The following is a 16,511-nucleotide window of genomic DNA, read 5'->3' on the forward strand; positions in this document are numbered from 1 at the left end:
TCATAGCCGACCTTCGCCATCGCCCGCTTGGAGAACTCATCCGTGTTCACGATGATCTCCGCACCCCGCGGCACATCAGCGATGTTCGCCTTCAACGCCGCCGGATTCATCGCCACCAGAACGTTCGGCGCGTCACCCGGCGTCAGGATGTCGTGATCCGCGAAATGCAACTGAAAGGAGGAGACGCCCGGCAGCGTCCCGGCAGGCGCCCGGATCTCCGCCGGGAAATTCGGCAGAGTCGACAGGTCGTTCCCGAAGGACGCCGTCTCCGAAGTGAACCGCTCACCGGTGAGCTGCATACCGTCACCCGAGTCACCCGCAAAGCGAATGACCGCCCGGTCCAGACAGCGCACCGGCGTGCTCGGAACGGTGCTGGTGTCGGTGCTGGTGTCGGTGTCCGGTGCTTCGGCGGTGGTCATCGCTCTCCGATCGTCGTGGTCCGTGCGCACGTCAGCCGGTCCGCTCGGCGGGAAAGCCGTGGGCCCGGGACACGAGCACCACGAGCAGTACCGGGACCATCAGGAGGAGCACGCTCCACGGGAACGAGGTCGTGCCGAAGGCGCCTAGGAGGACGCCACCGGCGACTCCGCCGCCGGCCATCGCCAGGTTCCACAGCGTGACGAGCATGGCCTGGACGGCGTCGGCCGCGTGCTCACCGCCCGCGTCGCCCGCCGCCGTCTGCAGAAGCGTGGGCACGCCGCCCCAGCCGAGGCCCCACAGGATCACGGCGGCGTAGACGAGGGGCGGGCTGTCGGCCCAGGCCGCGAGCAACGCGGCGGCGGCGCCCACGAGGAGGGTGCTGGCCACGGTGAGGGCGCGCAGGCGGCGGTGGATGAGGGCGCCGACGATCCAGATGCTGAGGAGGGAGGCGGCTCCGAAGGCCAGCAGGACCAGGTCGGTGGAGCGGCCCATGCCGATGTGCTCGAGGAAGGTGGCGACGTAGGTGTAGAGGATCGTGTGGGCGAGGACGAAGACGAGGGTGACCACGAGGACGGGCAGCACGCCCGGTACGGACAGGGCGGACATCATGCGTGTCTTGGCCCCGGTGCGGCGTCCCGGGTAGTCGGGGACGACGGCGATGACCCAGGCCAGGAGCAGCACGGTCAGGACCGTCATCGTCCAGAAGGCGATCTGCCAGCTGAAGGCCTTGCCGATGTACGTGCCCGCGGGCACCCCGAGGGAGAGGGCGACAGGGATGCCGGCCATGGCGATGGCCATGGCCTTGCCCTTGAGGTGCGGGGGTGCCATGCGGCGGGCGTAGCCGGCGAGCAGCGCCCAGGCGACACCGGCGGCGACACCGGCGAGGAAGCGGGCAGCCATCGTCAGCGGGTAGTTGACGGACACCGCGGTGACGGTGTTGGCGACGGCGAAGAGGCCCATGGAGGTGAGCAGCAGCTTCTTGCGGCGCCAGGCGGCGGTGGCGGCGGTCAGCGGGATCGCGGTGAGGGCGGTGCCGAGGGCGTAGACGGTGACGGTCTGCCCTGCGGCGGACTCGCTGACGCCGAGGTCCGCGCTCATGGCGGGGAGCACGCCTGCCGGGAGGGTCTCGGTGAGGCTGGTGATGAACACGGCGGTCGCCAGGGCGAGGAGCGCCGAGACCGGCAGTCGCCCGGACGCTGGCCGGTCGCCGACGGCGAGCGGAGTGGTGTCAGTGGTCATGCCGTGGTCACTCAACCTTCGTGTGTGTGGGCCGCGCTGCGGCGTCCGTTGTGGCCCTCGAGGAGGCTGCGCAGCCGCCTGCGGCCGCGGTGCAGCCGGGAGTTGACGGTTCCTGCGGGAATGCCGCAGAAGCTGGCGATCTCCTCGTAGGGCAGGCCCTCGATGTCGGCGAGGTAGACGACGGTCCTGAAGTCGTCGGGGATCGAGCGCATCGCCTGACAGACGGCCGCGTCGGGGATCCATTTCATGACCTGGGCCTCGGCCGACGGGAGTCCGCCCGAGCTGTGGGACGCGGCGTTCACGAGCTGCCAGTCGGCGATCTCGGAGGTGGGCGCGCAGCGCGGCTCCAGCTGCTTCTTGCGGTACGTCGTCAGGTGGATGTTGAGCAGGATCCTGGCCAGCCAGGCCTTGAGGTTGGTGCCGGGGCGGAACTGGTGGAAGCTGCGGAAGGCGCGGGTGTACGCCTCTTGGACCAGGTCTTCCGCGTCTGCCGGATGCCTCGTCAGCCTCAGGGCCTGGGCGTGCAGTTGGGGCTCGAAGGCGAGGGCGTCCCGTGCGAATCGCGCGGAGCGCTGCTCGGCCGTCTCGGTGGCGGGGGCTGTGGTCATGTCCGTCATCAGGTTCGGCTCCGGTGGTCAGGCCGGGCGGCGGAAGTTGGGCGGGCGGTGGGGGGCTCGCGCCCTCGCCGTCGGCCCGTTCGGGAAGTTATGTGCGGCCGAACGCAAGGAGTACGCCGCAGCACCGAGGTTACATATCAACTGTTCTGTTTTTGTCGGCCGGGCGGCGGGTCCGCGGCGACAATGGCAAGTGCCGGGAATGCGCCGTGAGTTCGCGGCGCGCCGCACCGTCACAGGACCGAGCGGGAGCTCGCCGCGCTGCCGGGTACGGCCCCGGCCGCACCCACGGTGTCCACCGTGCCCACAGAACCCACCGCACCCGCCCGGCCCTCCTGCGCCCGCCCCGTCAGGCGCGCGGGTTCGCGGCCGCAGCCGATGCGGTAGCCGACGCCCCGTACGGTCACGATCCACTCGCTGGCGCCGAGCTTGGCGCGCAGACTGCTGACGTGGGTGTCGACGGTGCGGCTCGACTCGGTGGCGTCGCGCTCCCAGATCTTCACCATGAGCTCCTTGCGCGACACGACCTTCTCCGGGTGCGTGGCCAGCGTGTAGAGCAGGTCGAACTCCTTGGCCGTGGCGTCTATCAGGCGGCCGTCCAGGCATATCTCGCGGGATCTGCCGTCTATGTACAGCGGGTGCAGCGCGATCGAGCAAGGGCCTTCCTGCCAGGGGTAGGCGCGGCGCACCAACGCCTCAATCCGGGCGAGCACTTCACGCGACCCGCAGGACTTGACCACGCAGTCGTCCGCTCCGGCCTGTAGCGCGAGCACCCGGTCGAGCTCGGTGTCGCGGCCGGTGAACGAGATGATGGGAGTGCTGCTCCCGGCCCTGATGGCCTGACAGACCTGGAGGCCGTCGACGTCGGGCAGGTCCAGGTCGAGCAGGACCAGATCGGCGTTCTCGTACAGACGCAGCGCCTCCGTGCCGGAGTCGACACCGACGGCCTCGTACCCCTGCCGTCGCAGCACACGGGCAGTGGATTCGGCCCGCGCGGCAGACGCTTCGACCACAAGTACCTTCATCATCGCTTCCTCGCGTGGTGGCTGGGCCGGTCCGCGGGCCGGTGCATGTCAGGCACTCATGTCGAACGCGCCGCCGCCGTTCTCCACGGCGGAGCTCAGACGGCTGTACGCGTATGCGGCCGAGGCCAGGGTCATGTGGTGGTGCCAGCCGGGGAACGAGCGACCTTCGAAGTCGAGCAGCCCGAAGTCCCGTCCCAGGGAGTCGATCGCGGCCGCTGTCCCGGACTGCAGCCGGGTCAGGCCGACCAGGTGGTCGATGCCGTGCCCGGCCAGATTGGTGATCCACACCCGGGGCGGTACGGCCGCGCCGGGTCGCCACTCGGTGAAGAGGCGGTAGGGGTGGCCCATGCCGGGCAGCCGCACCGCCTGGGACAGAAACTGCACCGGGCGGCGCTGCGGCTTCGCGACGGCGTGGCGCTGCTGTGCGCCGCTCCTGCTGATGAACTCCTTGGCGACACGGGCCTGCTGGCCGGCTTCGGCGGTCGCTCCGCGCGCCGCGGACGACCGGGCCGTGCCGCCGACGACCGGAAGCGCGGCGGGCACAGCCACGACGAACTCGTGCCCCCTCCTGCTCAGACCGTGCAGGAGCGCCTCGACGTCGGCGCACTCGCTCATGTCCGCCACGACCGGCAGGCGGGGCCGCGAGGTGCGCGAGGCCATGGTGTCCACGAGGTTGAGCACCTGCGCCCACATGGGGCGGCAGCCGAGGGAGTCGGGGATACGGGCGCGCGCCCGCAAGCCGGAGTCCTCCGTCCATGTCTCCGGCAGCAGCAGGCGCCAGTCGACAGGGATGGCCTCGGCGTCGGAGGACACGAAGACGCCGGTGCCGACCTGGCAGTTGATGGTCCGGCCGGCGGCGGGCACGAAGCGGCGGTGTACTCCGCAGGAGAAGTCGCCCCGCTTGGGCAGGATGGCGTTGCCGATCGTCCAGGCACGCGGCTTCGTGTGCCTTTCGGCCAAGCGCGTCAGCTCCCGCCGGGCCGGCGCCCACTCCCAGGGGCTGGAGTTGACGAACTGCTGCAGGGACAGGGCGGCCGTGGGGGATCCGGAGACCGCGGCCGCGAGGCGGCGCACCGACTTCCGGCCCGGCGTGGTCAGCAGCGCCTGCAGATAAGCCTCGGCCCACCTGCGCTGATCCGATCGCACCATATGTCCGAAGATCACCTGTGCAAAGGATGACACCGGCACACCGGAAGCCGGCTCCATCGTGCTAGGTCCGTGATGCTCCGCCATTTCCGCCTTCCCTCCCGGACGCCGTCCTCGACCGCCCTTGGCATGACGGCCTTCCATACAATAACGAACGATCGCTTTGTTTTTCCGAGACGAGTTCAACTTGTCCAAGTCCCGCCCCTGCGTTGCCGCTTGCTATTTGCCAACGTGATGTCGAGAGCTCCGTCGGGCCGCGACGGAGCAAAGCCGGATGCACTATCGCAAGTTGCCCTTGCACAACCGGACGCTAGGCCTCAACACTCATCAAGCCAGCAACAACAGCTGACGGAGGGGCATATCGCACACATGGGCTCAACTGCGCCATTCTGGCCATAACTTCCCTACGCCTTGGCTAGAATTTACTCTCGCAATGGACATGGATTACCGCGCTGACACAATGATGGCCAGGGACGTGCCGTGCCGGTCGATGGGTTGCCCGAGGGCAAACACACGCCCGGCTGCGCTCGTTCCGCGCCGCGGGCCCAGCGCTGAGCCACGGCAGCCACTCGGGCCTCGCAAGCCCGGGCCTCACCCACCAGTGGGTGCTTATCCGAAAGACAGCACATGGTGAAACAAGAGAGAGCGGCCCGCACGCGAGAAGCGCTGGTCCAGGCGGCCGCAGCCGCCTTCGACTGCGTCGGTTACGAAGCGACGTCCCTCGCGCAGGTCAGCAAGGCGGCCGGCATATCCATGGGAGCCCTGACCTTCCACTTCCCCACGAAGAACCAGCTCGCGTCCGCCGTGCAGGTGCGCGGCGCCCGCGTCACGCGAACGGTGGCGGAGACGGTCGCCGGTGAGCATGCCCGGCCCCTGCAATCCGTGATCGACCTGACGCTCGAGGTGGCGCGACTCCTCGACGAGGACATCGTCGTCCGGGCGGCGGCCCGGCTCACCCGCGAGCGTCCCGATCACGGCAGCTCCTGGCCCGCCGTCTGGCTGCCCATGGTCGAGTCGCTGCTCGACGAGGCGGCGGAGCGGGAACTGCGGCCGGGCGTCGACACGCAGACGGTCCTCACCCTGACCGCCCACCTGATGACGGGCACGGAGACCTATGTGCGCCACTGCGCCTGCGCGCCGGAAGAGCAGGAGAGCGCGAAGGACCAGCTGAGCCGCGTCTGGCAGCTGGTTCTGCCGGGCATCTCGCGGGGGTCGTATCCGCCGCCCTGACACCGAGGCGGCTGCAGGGACGGCCGGACTCAGAGGAACGCCGAACCCGGCATCGGGGCCAGTGAATCGACCGTCATCGTCCGGATCAGCGGCACCCCGTCCTCCACGGCCACGCTCAGGGTCTGGGCGACGTCGTATCCGATACGACGGCTGGCCGGGCCTGGCGGACTCCACTGCGTGGCCTGCCAGTTGAGCCGGACACCGACCTCGGCGCTCGGCCCGCCGGACAGCCGGACATCCACCGCGGACAGAGCGCGCCGCTCGTCGAAGAACCGGTGCGTGACCTCCTCGTACCAGGTCCGGAAGCCGTCGAGTTCGGTGTACGTGCCCTCACGCTGATGCAGCGTGAGGCCAACGGACGCGAGGTACGACTGGATCTTCTCCACCGGCTCGTGGCGGTCGAGAGCCGCGTACCAGGACTCGACCAGCTGGCGCACGGCGGTCTCGGTGATCGTCTGCAGCGGGCGCCGCGGGTCCTGTTCGGGGTCGGTCAGGGCCGCGGCCGCGCGCTCCAGACGGCGCAGGAGCGGATGCGCCTCGAAGCCGTCACAGCGCACCCCGACATGGCGCAGCGCCCACCAGGCGCCGGCCAGGTTGGAGGTCAGCAGCACCCGGTCGGAGCCGACGGCCAGTTCACCCACGGCCGCCAGGGTCGCCATGCCCGTGCCGGTGAACAGCAGAGCGGTGTCGGCCGGGAATTCCCGGTCGCGCACCTGGTCGAGTATGGCCTCCGTCGTCACTCGGTACGGGTCGTACAGATCGTCACCCGCGGGGACGATCACGACCTCGTCGACCTTGAGGCCCGCGGCCTCCCAGAACGCCTTCGAGGTCTCGGTCAGCCAGGGCTCGTAGGGGGAGACGAGCGTGAGCCGGTGGAGGCCGAGCGTCTCGCACGCGGCGAGGATGGCCTGCGTGGAGGAGACCACCGCATAGCCGACCCGGGCGCTGAGCTCCTCGCAGAACGCGCGGTCGCCGTCCGGCTCAAGGAGATAGTGGGAGGCGCTGCAGGCGACGACAGCGGCGTCGATGCGCATTCCGCAGAATGCGCCCAGAGCGTCGGGAAGAGCTTCGTTCCACGCTTCCAGGGTTTCCCTGAGTCCCTTTCCCTGCACGCCCGGGAAACGGGACGTGTAGACGTTCATCCGGGCGCCGAGCAACCGGTGGAACTCAGGCTCCGCCGTGGGGTTTTCCGGGGGAACTATCACTCCGAGCCGCGGCACCTCGATCAGATTCATGCAGGACGCCCCCTGTCTGTTTCGGTCGGACTTCAACATTTTTATTACTCGCCACTCTACGGCAGAACTCCCCCGGACCGGACGGCTGTTCACGCGAATGGCAGCCCTTCTGACCTGCCTTTCTTCTCCTTGAATTACTTCACTTCGACTTCACAAAACTTGACACTGACCGCACAGTAACGCCTTGACGCTTCTCCCCCTGAAAGATGAGCCTTGAAAGGAGAGTTCGCAGCTCCGTCGCACGACCCACCGGCCATTCACCCATTCTTCCCGGAACGACCCAGCCACATGCGGGTCCTGGAAAATCGCGCGGCGATGAGCGGGTTCGGCAGAAGGAGGCTTACGTAATGGCGGTATCAGAGAACGACGGCGATGGGCCCGCACGGCCGCTGCCCCACATATCGGACGCGACCCTGCGGGACTCCGCGCACATGGCCGGGGTCGAGTTCGACGCCGGTGACGCCGCGGTGATCTCCGATCTGCTGGTGAAGTCGGGCGTCGAGCTGGTCGAGGTCGGCATGATCTCCGGCACGTCGTGCAAGGACACCGGGCTCATCGAGGCCGTGCACGAGACGGTGGGGCCCGAACGCAGCCTGAGCCTGGTCGTGGTGCGCCACCGTCAGCAGGCGCAGGAGGCGCTGGACGAGGCGGTCCGTCTTGGCGTCAGGTCGGTGATGTTCTCCATTCCGACGTCCGAGGCGCACGCCCAGCTGAAACTGGGCTCGCCGAGCGCCATGTACCTGACCGCGGTGGCGCGCGCCGTCATCGAGATGGCCAAGGACCGCGGCCTGCACGTCACGTTCAGCGGCGAGGACGGGGCCCGTACGCCCAAGGAGCGTCTGGTCCCCTATGTGGAGGCCGGATTCGCCGCCGGCGCCGACCGGTTCCGTCTCGCCGAGACCGTCGCCCATCTGTCGCCCTGGGAGATGGAGGAGCAGATCGGGCACCTCACCGCGATCGACGGCGCCCAGATCGAGATCCACTCGCACAACATGCTGGGCATGGCCGTGGCCAACTCCCTCGCCGCCTACCGGGCGGGCGCGGAGTGGATCTCGTGCACCGTGGCGGGCATCGGCGAGCGCGGCGGCAACGCGCCCCTGGCCGAGCTGCTCACCTCGCTGCGGGTCCTGTACGGCGACGAGCGCTTCGACCTGTCCCACCTCACCGAGCTCTCGCGTGCGGCGCTCAAGGGGTCAGGGCTCGGCGAGGCCTTCCAGTCGGGTCCGACCACCGAGCACTCCTTCGCCTACGAACTGCCCGGGCAGCTCACGCACCCGGACGCCTACGAGACGCTGCCGCCCGAGGTGGTCGGCAACTCCCGTGAACTGCGGGTGCGTTCACGTCTCACGCCCGCACTCGTGAACTGGGCGCTCGCCGACGAAGGCGGCCTCGACATCGACACGGAAGCCTTCACCGGGTGGCTCGCCGCCCGGCAGGAGAAGCAGGGGCGGCCACTGCTCGACCGGAGCGCCATCCGCAAGCTCGCCGTCGACTTCGCCTCGTGCTGAGCCACACCCGCGGGTGCCCGACGAGCCGTCCCACGAGCCCGTCCCACCGAGTACGAACCACACCAACGGAGAAGAAGATGACCACCGCTGCCACGCTCACCGGCGTCTGCCCCGAGTGCGAGACCGACCTCACCACCCCGCCGATGGTCGACGGCGAAACCCTGTCCTGCCCGGAGTGCATGCTCACCCTCCGCGTCGAGGACGTGGCCGACGGGACCCTCTCGCTGCAGATGGTCGAAGTGCAGCTGCGCGACTGGGGCCAGTGACCACCCACGCGTAGAGGAGACCACTTCATGGGCGGCAAAGTTGCCATCGTCTCGGACCGGGTCGGCTGGGAGGAACGCCTCCTGATCAAGTCTGCCCCCGAGCTCGGCCTCCAGGTCGAGTGGGCCAACGACGAATCCCTGTGCCTCGGGCACGCTGACGCTCCATCGATCAACGCGTACGACGCCGTTCTGATCCGCAGCCGCAGCTACACCCGGGGCGGGCTGCTCGCCACCCTCGCCGAGTCCGCGGGCATTGCCGCGCTGAACTCGGCTCGGGCCATCCACGCCTGTGAGAACAAGCTCCAGCTGCGCGCCGTGCTGCGCGAGGCGGGCGTCCCGGTCACGGACTTCCGGCTTGTGCTCTCCCGCCGTGACTTCGAGCGGGCCCTGGACGAGCTGCGGGTCCCGGTCGTGCTCAAGCCGGTCTTCGGCGGCATGGGCAAGCGGGTCACGCTGATCCGCGACGCCGACACGGCCCAGTCCGTGTACGACTACGTCGAGGACCTCGGGCACGGCTTCGAGCAGGCCTGCCTGGTGGAGCCGTACCTGGACGGCGGCAGATCGGTGCGCTGCTTCGTCGTCGGCCGCGAGCTGATCGCCGCCGCCGAGTTCGAGAGCGCGGGGGGCGACTGGCGCAGCAACGCGGCGCTCGGCAGCCAGAGCCGCGCGCTCGCCCACGATCCCGAGGTCGTGAAGGCCGTGGACGGGGTGGTGGACCGGCTGGGAGCCGGGATCTACGGGATCGACCTGTTCCGCACCCCGCGGGGCCCGGTCGTCAACGAGGTCAACCACGCGCCGGCGTTCAAGGCGGTCGCCTCGGCGACCGGCGTGGACGTCCCGGCCTCCATCGTCCGCTATGTGCAGGAGACCCTCGCATGATCCGTGTGGGAATAGTCGGCGCGTCGGGGCTCGCCGGCGGCGAGCTGATGCGGCTCGTCATCCAGCACCCCGAGCTCCAACTGACCTTCCTGGGCGGGTCCTCGAACATCGGGCGGCGTCCGGCCGAACTGCACCCGGGACTCCGCATCGACCTGGGCCTGGCCGTCGAGCCCGTCACCGAGGACGTGGCGGACCGCTGTGACGTGGTGTTCCTCGCGACGCCGGCCCCGGTCTCGGCCGAGCTGTCCGCGCTGCTCGCCGACCGGGTCGGCTGTGTGATCGACCTGAGCGGCGCCTTCCGTATCCGCACCCCCGAGGTGCACGATCGCTGGTATCCGAAGGTGACGCGCTCCACCGAGCTCGCCGACCGCTTCGTGTACGGCGTGCCGGAGCTGATCGGGGACCAGCTGGCCGACGCGGCGCTGATCTCGCTGCCCGGCTGCTACGCGACCGCCATCACCCTGGGGCTCGCGCCGCTGGTCTCGCTCGGGCTGCACCTCAAGACCGTGCTCGTGGACGGCAAGTCGGGCTCCAGCGGCGGCGGTCTGCAGCTGCGCACCGCCGACCTGCACCCGCTGCGCAACGGCGCGATCACCCCGTACGCCCCGACCGGGCACCGGCACGCGGCGGAGGTCTCGGACTTCCTGGAGCGCTCCAAGCCGGGGCATGTCGGCTCGCTGACGATGTCGGCGTACGGCGTCTCGCAGGTACGCGGACTGCTCGCCAGCACCTATGTGTTCACCGATGACGTGGTGGACGCCCGTGAACTGCAGCGCGCCTATCTGCGGTTCTACAAGGAGCACCGGTTCGTGCGGGTGCGGCGGCACACGGAGACGCTGATCCCCGTGCCCGACCCGCAGGCGGTGCTCGGCTCCAACTTCTGCGATGTGACGGTGCTTCCCGACACCGAAGGGGAACGCATCGTCGTGCTCGCCGCCCTCGACAACCTCGTGAAGGGCTCGGCGGGCCAGGCGGTCCAGGCGCTCAACCTGCGTTTCGGGCTGCCGGAGGAGACGGGTCTGGGCATGCAGCCGGTGATGCCGGCATGACGACGCTCATGGAGATCCGGACGCAGACACAGAGGGGTACGGCCACGGACACGCACATTCCGACCGTGGTCAAGCTCGGCGGCAGCTGCCTGGACGACATGGCAGAGGCCTGGTGGGACGACCTGGTCGCGCACGGCCTTGAGCGCCCCCTGGTCTTGGTGCACGGCTGGTCCAAGCCGCTCAAGGCCCTCGATCCGCGCTACGCGGAGCCGTCGGCGATTCTGCGGGACCGGTACGGCAACCAGAGCCGGTGGACGACTCCCGAGGTGATCGCCGACATCAAGACGGTCAGCGCCCGGCTCGGCGAGGACGTGCTCCGGCGGCTCGAACGGCGCGGTCTGACGGCGGAACGCGTCGTGGGCAGCGACGGTCTGGTGCAGGCGGGCGAGGGCGAGCGGTGGTGGTGGCGCGGCAAGGAACTGGTGGAGCTGGACAACCTCGTCGGCCCCATCACCACGGTGGACCCAGGGCAGTTGGCGAACCTGCGGCCCGGACACTGCTGCCTCGTCACCCCGCTGGCTCGCAACGCCGCGGGCCAGGAGGTGAACACCGACGCCGACCGGGCCGCCGCCGCTGTCGCCGCGGCCGCCGCGGCCACGGCCCTGACCCTGGTCACGGATGTACCGCATCTGCTGATCGACGGTGCTCCGGTACGGCAGATCTGCGCGGCGGAGGCCGCCAGGTTCCGGGACCGCGGTGCCACGGGCGGGATGCGCAAGAAGCTGCGGGCGGCGGGCGAGGCCCTGGACCGCGGGGTGGGCCGGGTGCACATCGGCAGCGCGCCGGTGTCCCACATGCTCGCCCGGCGCACCGGCACCGTCATCACTCGCGAGCGCACCGACACCGTCACCACCCGGGCCTGAACCGGGACCGTCGAGAGGAGCGAACTCGTGGCGACGCCCAGGGTTCTAGTGGTGAACAACGGGACGCTGTCCCTCAAGCAGTTGCGCAAGCGGTTCGAGGACCTGGGCTCGCAGACCGACACGGTCGACGCGGCCTCGGTGCCGGCGAGCATCGGCTCCCGCTACCAGGCGATCGTGCTGAGCGGAACGAAGGTGCGCGCGTACGACAGCGAGTTCTACGAGCCGCTCGTCGGCCTCGTGGCGACGGCGGGCGTGCCGGTCCTCGGCATCTGCGGCGGCATGCAGATCATCGCCGTCGCGCACGGCGGCCGCCTCGCGGAGGGGCCGCAGCGGGTCGGCGGCCACGAGGCGCAGGTCGACACGGAGGATCCGCTGTTCTCGTACGTGAAACCGGCCGTGTCGCTCTTTCAGCGGCACACCCTCTATCTGCGGGATGCTCCCGCGGGCTTCCGCACGATCGGGCGTTCCGCGCTCGCGCCGGTGGAGTTCCTGCGCTCGGACGACGGCCGGATCTACGGCGCACAGGCTCATCTGGAGTTCCGCAAGGACGGCGCGGACATCCTGCGCGGCTTCGCGGACCTGTACCGGTGAGCGCGGCGCGGCCGGCGCCCCGCTCCCCCATCGGCATGGCTCAACCCCGTATCGAGATGGATCAAGAGGTCCCCTGGCAATGAGCGTTCTGACCGAAAACCCCGCCGACGTGCGGACGTCCCGTGCCGACGCGGCCCAAGGGACTCAAGATCCCACGTTCACGGTGTCGTTGAACGGCAGCGGCGGACCTCTCAAGGGGTGGGTGGTGGTCGACACCCTCGTCGACTCCCTCGCCATGGGCGGCACCCGGATGACCGCCGACGTCACCGAGGAAGAGGTGCGCGGCCTGGCCCGCGGCATGACCCACAAGCTGACCCTGGTGGGCCTGCCCATCGGCGGCGCCAAGGCGGGCATCGTCTTTGACGGCGCGGACCGCGAGCAGACGCTCCGCACCTTCGGCCGCACCGTCGCGCCGCTGCTGCACGGCGGTCTGCACCTGGGCTGCGACCTCGGGGTGACCCCGGCCGACCGCGCCGTGTTCTTCGGCGAGGCGGACTACGACCCGCGGCGCAAGAACCGGGCCGTGGACATGCCCTACGACTGGCGCGCCTACTACGAGCCGCTGGTGGACTGCACCGGCCACGGCGTGGGGGTGGCCACCGTCGCCGCCCTGGAGGAGCTGCACCCGGGGGGCGGCTCGCGCCGGGTCGTCATCCAGGGCTTCGGCACCGTGGGCCGCTCGGTGGCGCGGTTCCTCGAGCAGCGCGGCCACCGCGTCGTCGGGGTCGCGGACATCGAGGGCACCGTCAGCGCCGAACGGCTTCCGGTGGCCGAACTGCTCGCCCTCACCGACGGCTTCGGCCGCATCGACCGCGGTCGGCTTCCGGACCACGTCACGGTGTCCGCCGCGCCGGACGCCTGGCTGGACGTGGACGCCGACGTGCTGATCCTGGCCGCCAACCACAACGCCCTCAACTCCGCGAACGCGCACCGCCTGCGGGCCGGCCTGGTCGTGGAGGGCGGCAACATCACCGTCAGCCCCGAGGCCCGCCGGAAGCTGGCCTCGTCCGGGGCCACGCTCGTGCCGGACGTGGTCGCCAACGTGGGCGGCGCGGCGGCCGCCGGTCTGGCCCTGGCCCGGATCGTGCCGTTCGAACTCCCCGCGGAGCAGCGCAAGAACTGGGTCTTCGACTGGGTCGGTGACCGGGTGCGCCAGAACACCAGGGATCTGCTCGAGATCGCCGCGGCGACGGGCCAGGACCCGCTGCCGTCCCTGCTCACCGCCCGCCGGAAGGATCACCGATGAACGCCCAAGCTACCGAGGCAGCGAGCTTCGCCAAGTCCCCCGTGGTGACCGCGCCGCGCGACTACAAGGACGTTCCCGTGGTCGACGGGGTGCTGATGATCCGTCAGAACATGCCGAGCGTCAAGATCACCGAGCCGCTGCCGGACGGTCGCGCCCTCCGCGAGGCCCTGTACTACCAGCGCGGCTGGTGGCGCGACGAGACCTTCCTCGACGACCTGCGGCGCCAGGCCCGCACCCGTCCGCACAAGCTGGCGGTGGCGGCGCGGCGTGTGCAGGAGGCGCGTACCGACACCCTCGACTACATCGAACTGCAGCGGCTGACCGACCGGTTCGCCGGTGCCTTGCTCGAACTGGGCGTCAAACCGGGCGACTTCGTGGCGGTGCAGCTGCCCAACCGCTGGGAGATGGTGCCGCTGCTCTACGCGTGCATCCGGGTCGGCGCGGTCATCTGCCCGATCGGCCCGACCACCCCCGAGGACGCCCTGCGGCACCGCCTCGCCCTCACGGAGGCCCGGGTGCTCATCACCATCTCCCAGTGGGAGGGCGCCGACCTGGCCAAGAGCGCGGTCGGCCTCAGCCGGGAGCTGGACAGCCTCCAGCATGTGGCGATCGTCGACGGTCACGCCCCCGAGGGCGCCCTCAACTTCCGGGACCACTTCGTGGACCGGCTCTGGGAAGGCATGCACGAGGCCGACCTGGAGGGCAGGGAGCTGAAGCCCGACGACCCGTTCGTGGTGCTCTTCACCTCGGGCACCACGGGTGAGTCGAAGGGCGTGCTGCACAGCCAGAACACCATCCACTCCGCGATCCGCGGCTACGTCGACACCTTCCTGCTCGACGAGCACCTGGTCGCCGCCGTGACCACGCCCCTGGTGCACTACTCGGGCTTCGGCCAGGGCGTCCTGGCCAGCATCATGCTGGGCGGCACCATCGCCTTCCAGGACCGCCGCAAGAACGAGGCGCTGCTCGACCTGGTGCAGAAGTACGGCGCCACGCTCCTGTACGGGCCGCCGCCGACGCTCACCGACATCGCGCAGTCACAGCGCACCGAGCCCCGCGACGTCTCCACGCTGCGCCATGTGGTGACCGGCTCGGCCCAGGTCCTTCAGCCCCTGGTGGACGATCTGCGCGAGACCCTCGGGGCGCGCACGTACTCGCTGTGGGGCATGTCCGAGAACGGTCCGGTGACCATCACCAAGCTCGACTACAACCAGGACTGGGCCGCGTACAGCAACGGCCGTCCGATCGACGCGATGGAGATCCGGATCGACAAGTGCATCAACCCCACGGAGCGGGCCCCCGTCGGCCGGCTCCGGGTGCGCGGTGCCTCGCAGGCGCTCGGCTACTTCAAACGGGACGCCGAGTACCGCGCCAAGCTCCTGGACGACGAGTGGTTCGACACCGGTGACGTGGCCCGCGACGACGGCCGCGGCGGCATCCGCATTCTGTGCCGGGCGGGCGACGCCATCAAGCGGGACGGCATGGTGGTGCCGCTTGCGGAGATCGAGTCGGCCATCACCCGGCATCCACAGGTGTCCGAGGCCACCCTGGTCGGCCCGACGGGCCGGGTCGAGGACCCGATTCTGGCGGTGGTCGTGCCGAGCGGCGACGAGCACCCCACCCTCGCGGACGTCATCGGGCACCTGCGCGAGACGGGCACCGAGGAAAGGTTTTTGCCGGACCGCCTCGAGGTGCTCGACGCGCTGCCCAAGACCCTGACGGGCAAGGTCCGCAAGGCCACGCTGCGGCAGATGTACGGCGAGGGGTGAGGGCCGTGTCCGTGTCCGACTCCGCACCGGTGTCCATGTCCGCCTCCGCGCCCATGTCGCTGTCCGCCTCCGGGCCGGTGTCCATGTCCGCGACGCTCGCCGCCGACGAGGCCATCGCGCTGCGGCGCCGGGCCGGCCAGCAGGTGCTCGCGATGACGAGCGGTGAGATCGGCCTGCCCATTCCTCCCGTGCTGCGGGCGAAGCTCGCCGAGGCCGCGGACCGGGCCGCCTACGGGCCGGTGGCCGGCAGCCTGGCGCTGCGCACAGCCGCCGCCGGGTACTGGCGCCGCCGGGGCCTGGTCACGGACCCGGACCTGGTGGTGTGCGGTCCGGGCAGCAAGCCGCTCCTCTTCGCGCTCCTCCTGGCCGTCGGCGGTGACGTGGTCATCCCGACGCCCAGCTGGGTCAGTTATGCGGCGCACGCCCGGCTCGCCGGGGTGCGGCCGTTCTCGGTACCGGTCACGCCGGGCCAGGGCGGCGTGCCCGACCCCGAGCTGCTGCGCGAGACGGTCCTGGCCGCACGGGCCGCGGGACACGATCCGCGGTCCGTGGTGGTCACCCTGCCGGACAACCCGTCCGGCACGGTCGCCTCGCCCGAGACGATGCGGCGTCTCGGCGAGGCGGCCCGGGACCTGGATCTCGTCATCATCTCCGACGAGATCTACACCGACCTGGTCTTCGACGCGGCGGTCGAGGTCATCTCGCCGGCCCACTTCGCACCCGAACGCACCGTGGTGACCACGGGTCTGACCAAGAACCTGGCCGTGGGCGGCTGGCGGCTCGGTGTCGCCCGGCTGCCCGACGGAGGGGCGGGGCGCGCGCTGCACGCCCGCCTCGTCGGTGTCGCGAGCCAGATCTGGTCAAGCCCGGTGGCGCCGGTGCAGGAGGCGGCGGCATACGCCTTCGGGGAGCCGCCGGAGATCGTGGAACGGGTGGCCGCGAGCAGGCGGCTGCACGCGGCGGTGGCCGGGGCGGTGGCGGAGCGCTTCGTCGCGGCGGGGGCGATCCTCGCGCCGGTGCGGGCGACCTGCTACCTCTACCCCGACTTCGGACCCCTTGCCACCCATCTGGTGCGGGCCCACGGCGTCTACACGGGGCCCGAGCTGGCGAAGTTCCTGGTCGAGCGCTACGGCGTGGGCGTGCTCCCGGCGAGCGTGTTCGGGGAGCCGGTTGCGGCGCTGCGGGTACGGGCGGCGACGAGCCGGCTCTACGGCGACACCGACGAGGAGCGCACCGCCGCCCTGATGTCCGACGATCCCACCGCGCTGCCCTGGATCCGGTCCTTGCTCGACCGGATCGAGACGGTGCTCGCCGATCTGGCCGGTCCAGCGTTCGACGGCCCCCGGGCCGCCTGACCGGCCGTCAGGCACCGCATGCCGGGGTTCCTTCCCCCGGCCCCGGCATGCGGTTCCTTCTCCCCGGCGGTCACCC

The 16,511-nt window shown here is 70.5% G+C and carries 16 protein-coding genes; 10 read left to right on the plus strand and 6 right to left on the minus strand.

Going from position 1 to position 16,511, the window contains the following annotated elements; translation table 11 throughout:
- The 5 genes from AC5P1C_RS39865 to AC5P1C_RS39885 all read right to left on the minus strand — a co-directional run.
- Positions 1 to 419 (minus strand): 2-oxoacid:acceptor oxidoreductase family protein (locus tag AC5P1C_RS39865; protein WP_493870884.1); only part of this gene is annotated, 419 nt, incomplete at its 3' end.
- Between the two features lie 31 nt (positions 420 to 450).
- Entirely contained in the window at positions 451 to 1,659 is a 1,209-nt protein-coding gene (locus tag AC5P1C_RS39870) for an MFS transporter (protein WP_493870885.1), read from the minus strand.
- 11 nt (positions 1,660 to 1,670) lie between these two features.
- Positions 1,671 to 2,267 carry a sigma-70 family RNA polymerase sigma factor gene (locus tag AC5P1C_RS39875; protein WP_493870886.1) on the minus strand — a complete coding sequence of 199 codons (597 nt, stop codon included), beginning with the start codon at positions 2,265 to 2,267 and terminating at the stop codon, positions 1,671 to 1,673.
- Positions 2,268 to 2,506: 239 nt separating this feature from the next.
- Positions 2,507 to 3,301, minus strand: coding sequence for a response regulator transcription factor (locus tag AC5P1C_RS39880; RefSeq protein ID WP_493870887.1), 795 nt, complete (start codon positions 3,299 to 3,301; stop codon positions 2,507 to 2,509).
- A 45-nt stretch (positions 3,302 to 3,346) separates the two neighbouring features.
- Complete coding sequence (locus tag AC5P1C_RS39885) at positions 3,347 to 4,531, minus strand: IS701 family transposase (protein ID WP_493870888.1); 1,185 nt, start codon at positions 4,529 to 4,531, stop codon at positions 3,347 to 3,349.
- 540 nt (positions 4,532 to 5,071) lie between these two features.
- Here AC5P1C_RS39885 and AC5P1C_RS39890 point away from each other — a divergent pair.
- Positions 5,072 to 5,674 carry a ScbR family autoregulator-binding transcription factor gene (locus AC5P1C_RS39890; RefSeq protein ID WP_493870889.1) on the plus strand — a complete coding sequence of 201 codons (603 nt, stop codon included), beginning with the start codon at positions 5,072 to 5,074 and terminating at the stop codon, positions 5,672 to 5,674.
- Positions 5,675 to 5,703: 29 nt separating this feature from the next.
- Here AC5P1C_RS39890 and AC5P1C_RS39895 read toward each other — a convergent pair whose 3' ends face one another.
- Positions 5,704 to 6,909 carry a maleate cis-trans isomerase family protein gene (locus AC5P1C_RS39895; protein ID WP_493870890.1) on the minus strand — a complete coding sequence of 402 codons (1,206 nt, stop codon included), beginning with the start codon at positions 6,907 to 6,909 and terminating at the stop codon, positions 5,704 to 5,706.
- 347 nt (positions 6,910 to 7,256) lie between these two features.
- Here AC5P1C_RS39895 and AC5P1C_RS39900 point away from each other — a divergent pair, with 347 nt between their 5' ends.
- The 9 genes from AC5P1C_RS39900 to AC5P1C_RS39940 all read left to right on the plus strand — a co-directional run bounded on the left by AC5P1C_RS39900 (position 7,257) and on the right by AC5P1C_RS39940 (position 16,435).
- Entirely contained in the window at positions 7,257 to 8,417 is a 1,161-nt protein-coding gene (locus tag AC5P1C_RS39900) for a hydroxymethylglutaryl-CoA lyase-like TIM-barrel protein (RefSeq protein ID WP_493870891.1), read from the plus strand.
- Positions 8,418 to 8,494: 77 nt separating this feature from the next.
- Complete coding sequence (locus tag AC5P1C_RS39905; protein WP_493870892.1) at positions 8,495 to 8,683, plus strand: lysine biosynthesis protein LysW; 189 nt, start codon at positions 8,495 to 8,497, stop codon at positions 8,681 to 8,683.
- A 27-nt stretch (positions 8,684 to 8,710) separates the two neighbouring features.
- A complete protein-coding gene (locus tag AC5P1C_RS39910) occupies positions 8,711 to 9,562 on the plus strand; it encodes an ATP-grasp domain-containing protein (protein ID WP_493870893.1) in 852 nt (283 codons plus the stop codon).
- Positions 9,559 to 10,611: an N-acetyl-gamma-glutamyl-phosphate reductase gene (gene argC / locus AC5P1C_RS39915; protein WP_493870894.1), complete on the plus strand. Its 1,053-nt coding sequence runs from the start codon at positions 9,559 to 9,561 to the stop codon at positions 10,609 to 10,611. The genes AC5P1C_RS39910 and argC overlap by 4 nt, the downstream gene beginning before the upstream one ends.
- 8 nt (positions 10,612 to 10,619) lie before the next feature.
- Positions 10,620 to 11,474: an amino acid kinase family protein gene (locus AC5P1C_RS39920; protein ID WP_493870916.1), complete on the plus strand. Its 855-nt coding sequence runs from the start codon at positions 10,620 to 10,622 to the stop codon at positions 11,472 to 11,474.
- 27 nt (positions 11,475 to 11,501) lie between these two features.
- On the plus strand, positions 11,502 to 12,065 hold the full coding sequence (locus tag AC5P1C_RS39925; protein WP_493870895.1) for a type 1 glutamine amidotransferase: 564 nt from the start codon (positions 11,502 to 11,504) through the stop codon (positions 12,063 to 12,065).
- Positions 12,066 to 12,144: 79 nt separating this feature from the next.
- Positions 12,145 to 13,311, plus strand: coding sequence for a Glu/Leu/Phe/Val dehydrogenase dimerization domain-containing protein (locus AC5P1C_RS39930; RefSeq protein ID WP_493870896.1), 1,167 nt, complete (start codon positions 12,145 to 12,147; stop codon positions 13,309 to 13,311).
- Positions 13,308 to 15,080, plus strand: a complete 1,773-nt coding sequence (locus tag AC5P1C_RS39935) for an AMP-binding protein (protein ID WP_493870897.1) — start codon at positions 13,308 to 13,310, stop codon at positions 15,078 to 15,080. The genes AC5P1C_RS39930 and AC5P1C_RS39935 overlap by 4 nt, the downstream gene beginning before the upstream one ends.
- Before the next feature lie 5 nt (positions 15,081 to 15,085).
- A complete protein-coding gene (locus AC5P1C_RS39940) occupies positions 15,086 to 16,435 on the plus strand; it encodes a pyridoxal phosphate-dependent aminotransferase (RefSeq protein WP_493870898.1) in 1,350 nt (449 codons plus the stop codon).
- Positions 16,436 to 16,511 lie beyond the last annotated feature (76 nt).

The sequence above is a fragment of the Streptomyces sp. A18 genome (assembly GCF_059026065.1).

Coding starts and splice junctions, on each gene's coding strand:
- AC5P1C_RS39895 (WP_493870890.1), bottom strand. CDS start 6,909: ATGAATCTGATCGAGGTGCCGCGGCTCGGAGTGATAGTTCCCCCGGAA.
- AC5P1C_RS39885 (WP_493870888.1), bottom strand. CDS start 4,531: ATGGCGGAGCATCACGGACCTAGCACGATGGAGCCGGCTTCCGGTGTG.
- AC5P1C_RS39875 (WP_493870886.1), bottom strand. CDS start 2,267: ATGACCACAGCCCCCGCCACCGAGACGGCCGAGCAGCGCTCCGCGCGA.
- AC5P1C_RS39910 (WP_493870893.1), top strand. CDS start 8,711: ATGGGCGGCAAAGTTGCCATCGTCTCGGACCGGGTCGGCTGGGAGGAA.
- AC5P1C_RS39935 (WP_493870897.1), top strand. CDS start 13,308: ATGAACGCCCAAGCTACCGAGGCAGCGAGCTTCGCCAAGTCCCCCGTG.
- argC (WP_493870894.1), top strand. CDS start 9,559: ATGATCCGTGTGGGAATAGTCGGCGCGTCGGGGCTCGCCGGCGGCGAG.
- AC5P1C_RS39890 (WP_493870889.1), top strand. CDS start 5,072: ATGGTGAAACAAGAGAGAGCGGCCCGCACGCGAGAAGCGCTGGTCCAG.
- AC5P1C_RS39880 (WP_493870887.1), bottom strand. CDS start 3,301: ATGATGAAGGTACTTGTGGTCGAAGCGTCTGCCGCGCGGGCCGAATCC.
- AC5P1C_RS39920 (WP_493870916.1), top strand. CDS start 10,620: ATGGAGATCCGGACGCAGACACAGAGGGGTACGGCCACGGACACGCAC.
- AC5P1C_RS39900 (WP_493870891.1), top strand. CDS start 7,257: ATGGCGGTATCAGAGAACGACGGCGATGGGCCCGCACGGCCGCTGCCC.
- AC5P1C_RS39930 (WP_493870896.1), top strand. CDS start 12,145: ATGAGCGTTCTGACCGAAAACCCCGCCGACGTGCGGACGTCCCGTGCC.
- AC5P1C_RS39870 (WP_493870885.1), bottom strand. CDS start 1,659: ATGACCACTGACACCACTCCGCTCGCCGTCGGCGACCGGCCAGCGTCC.
- AC5P1C_RS39905 (WP_493870892.1), top strand. CDS start 8,495: ATGACCACCGCTGCCACGCTCACCGGCGTCTGCCCCGAGTGCGAGACC.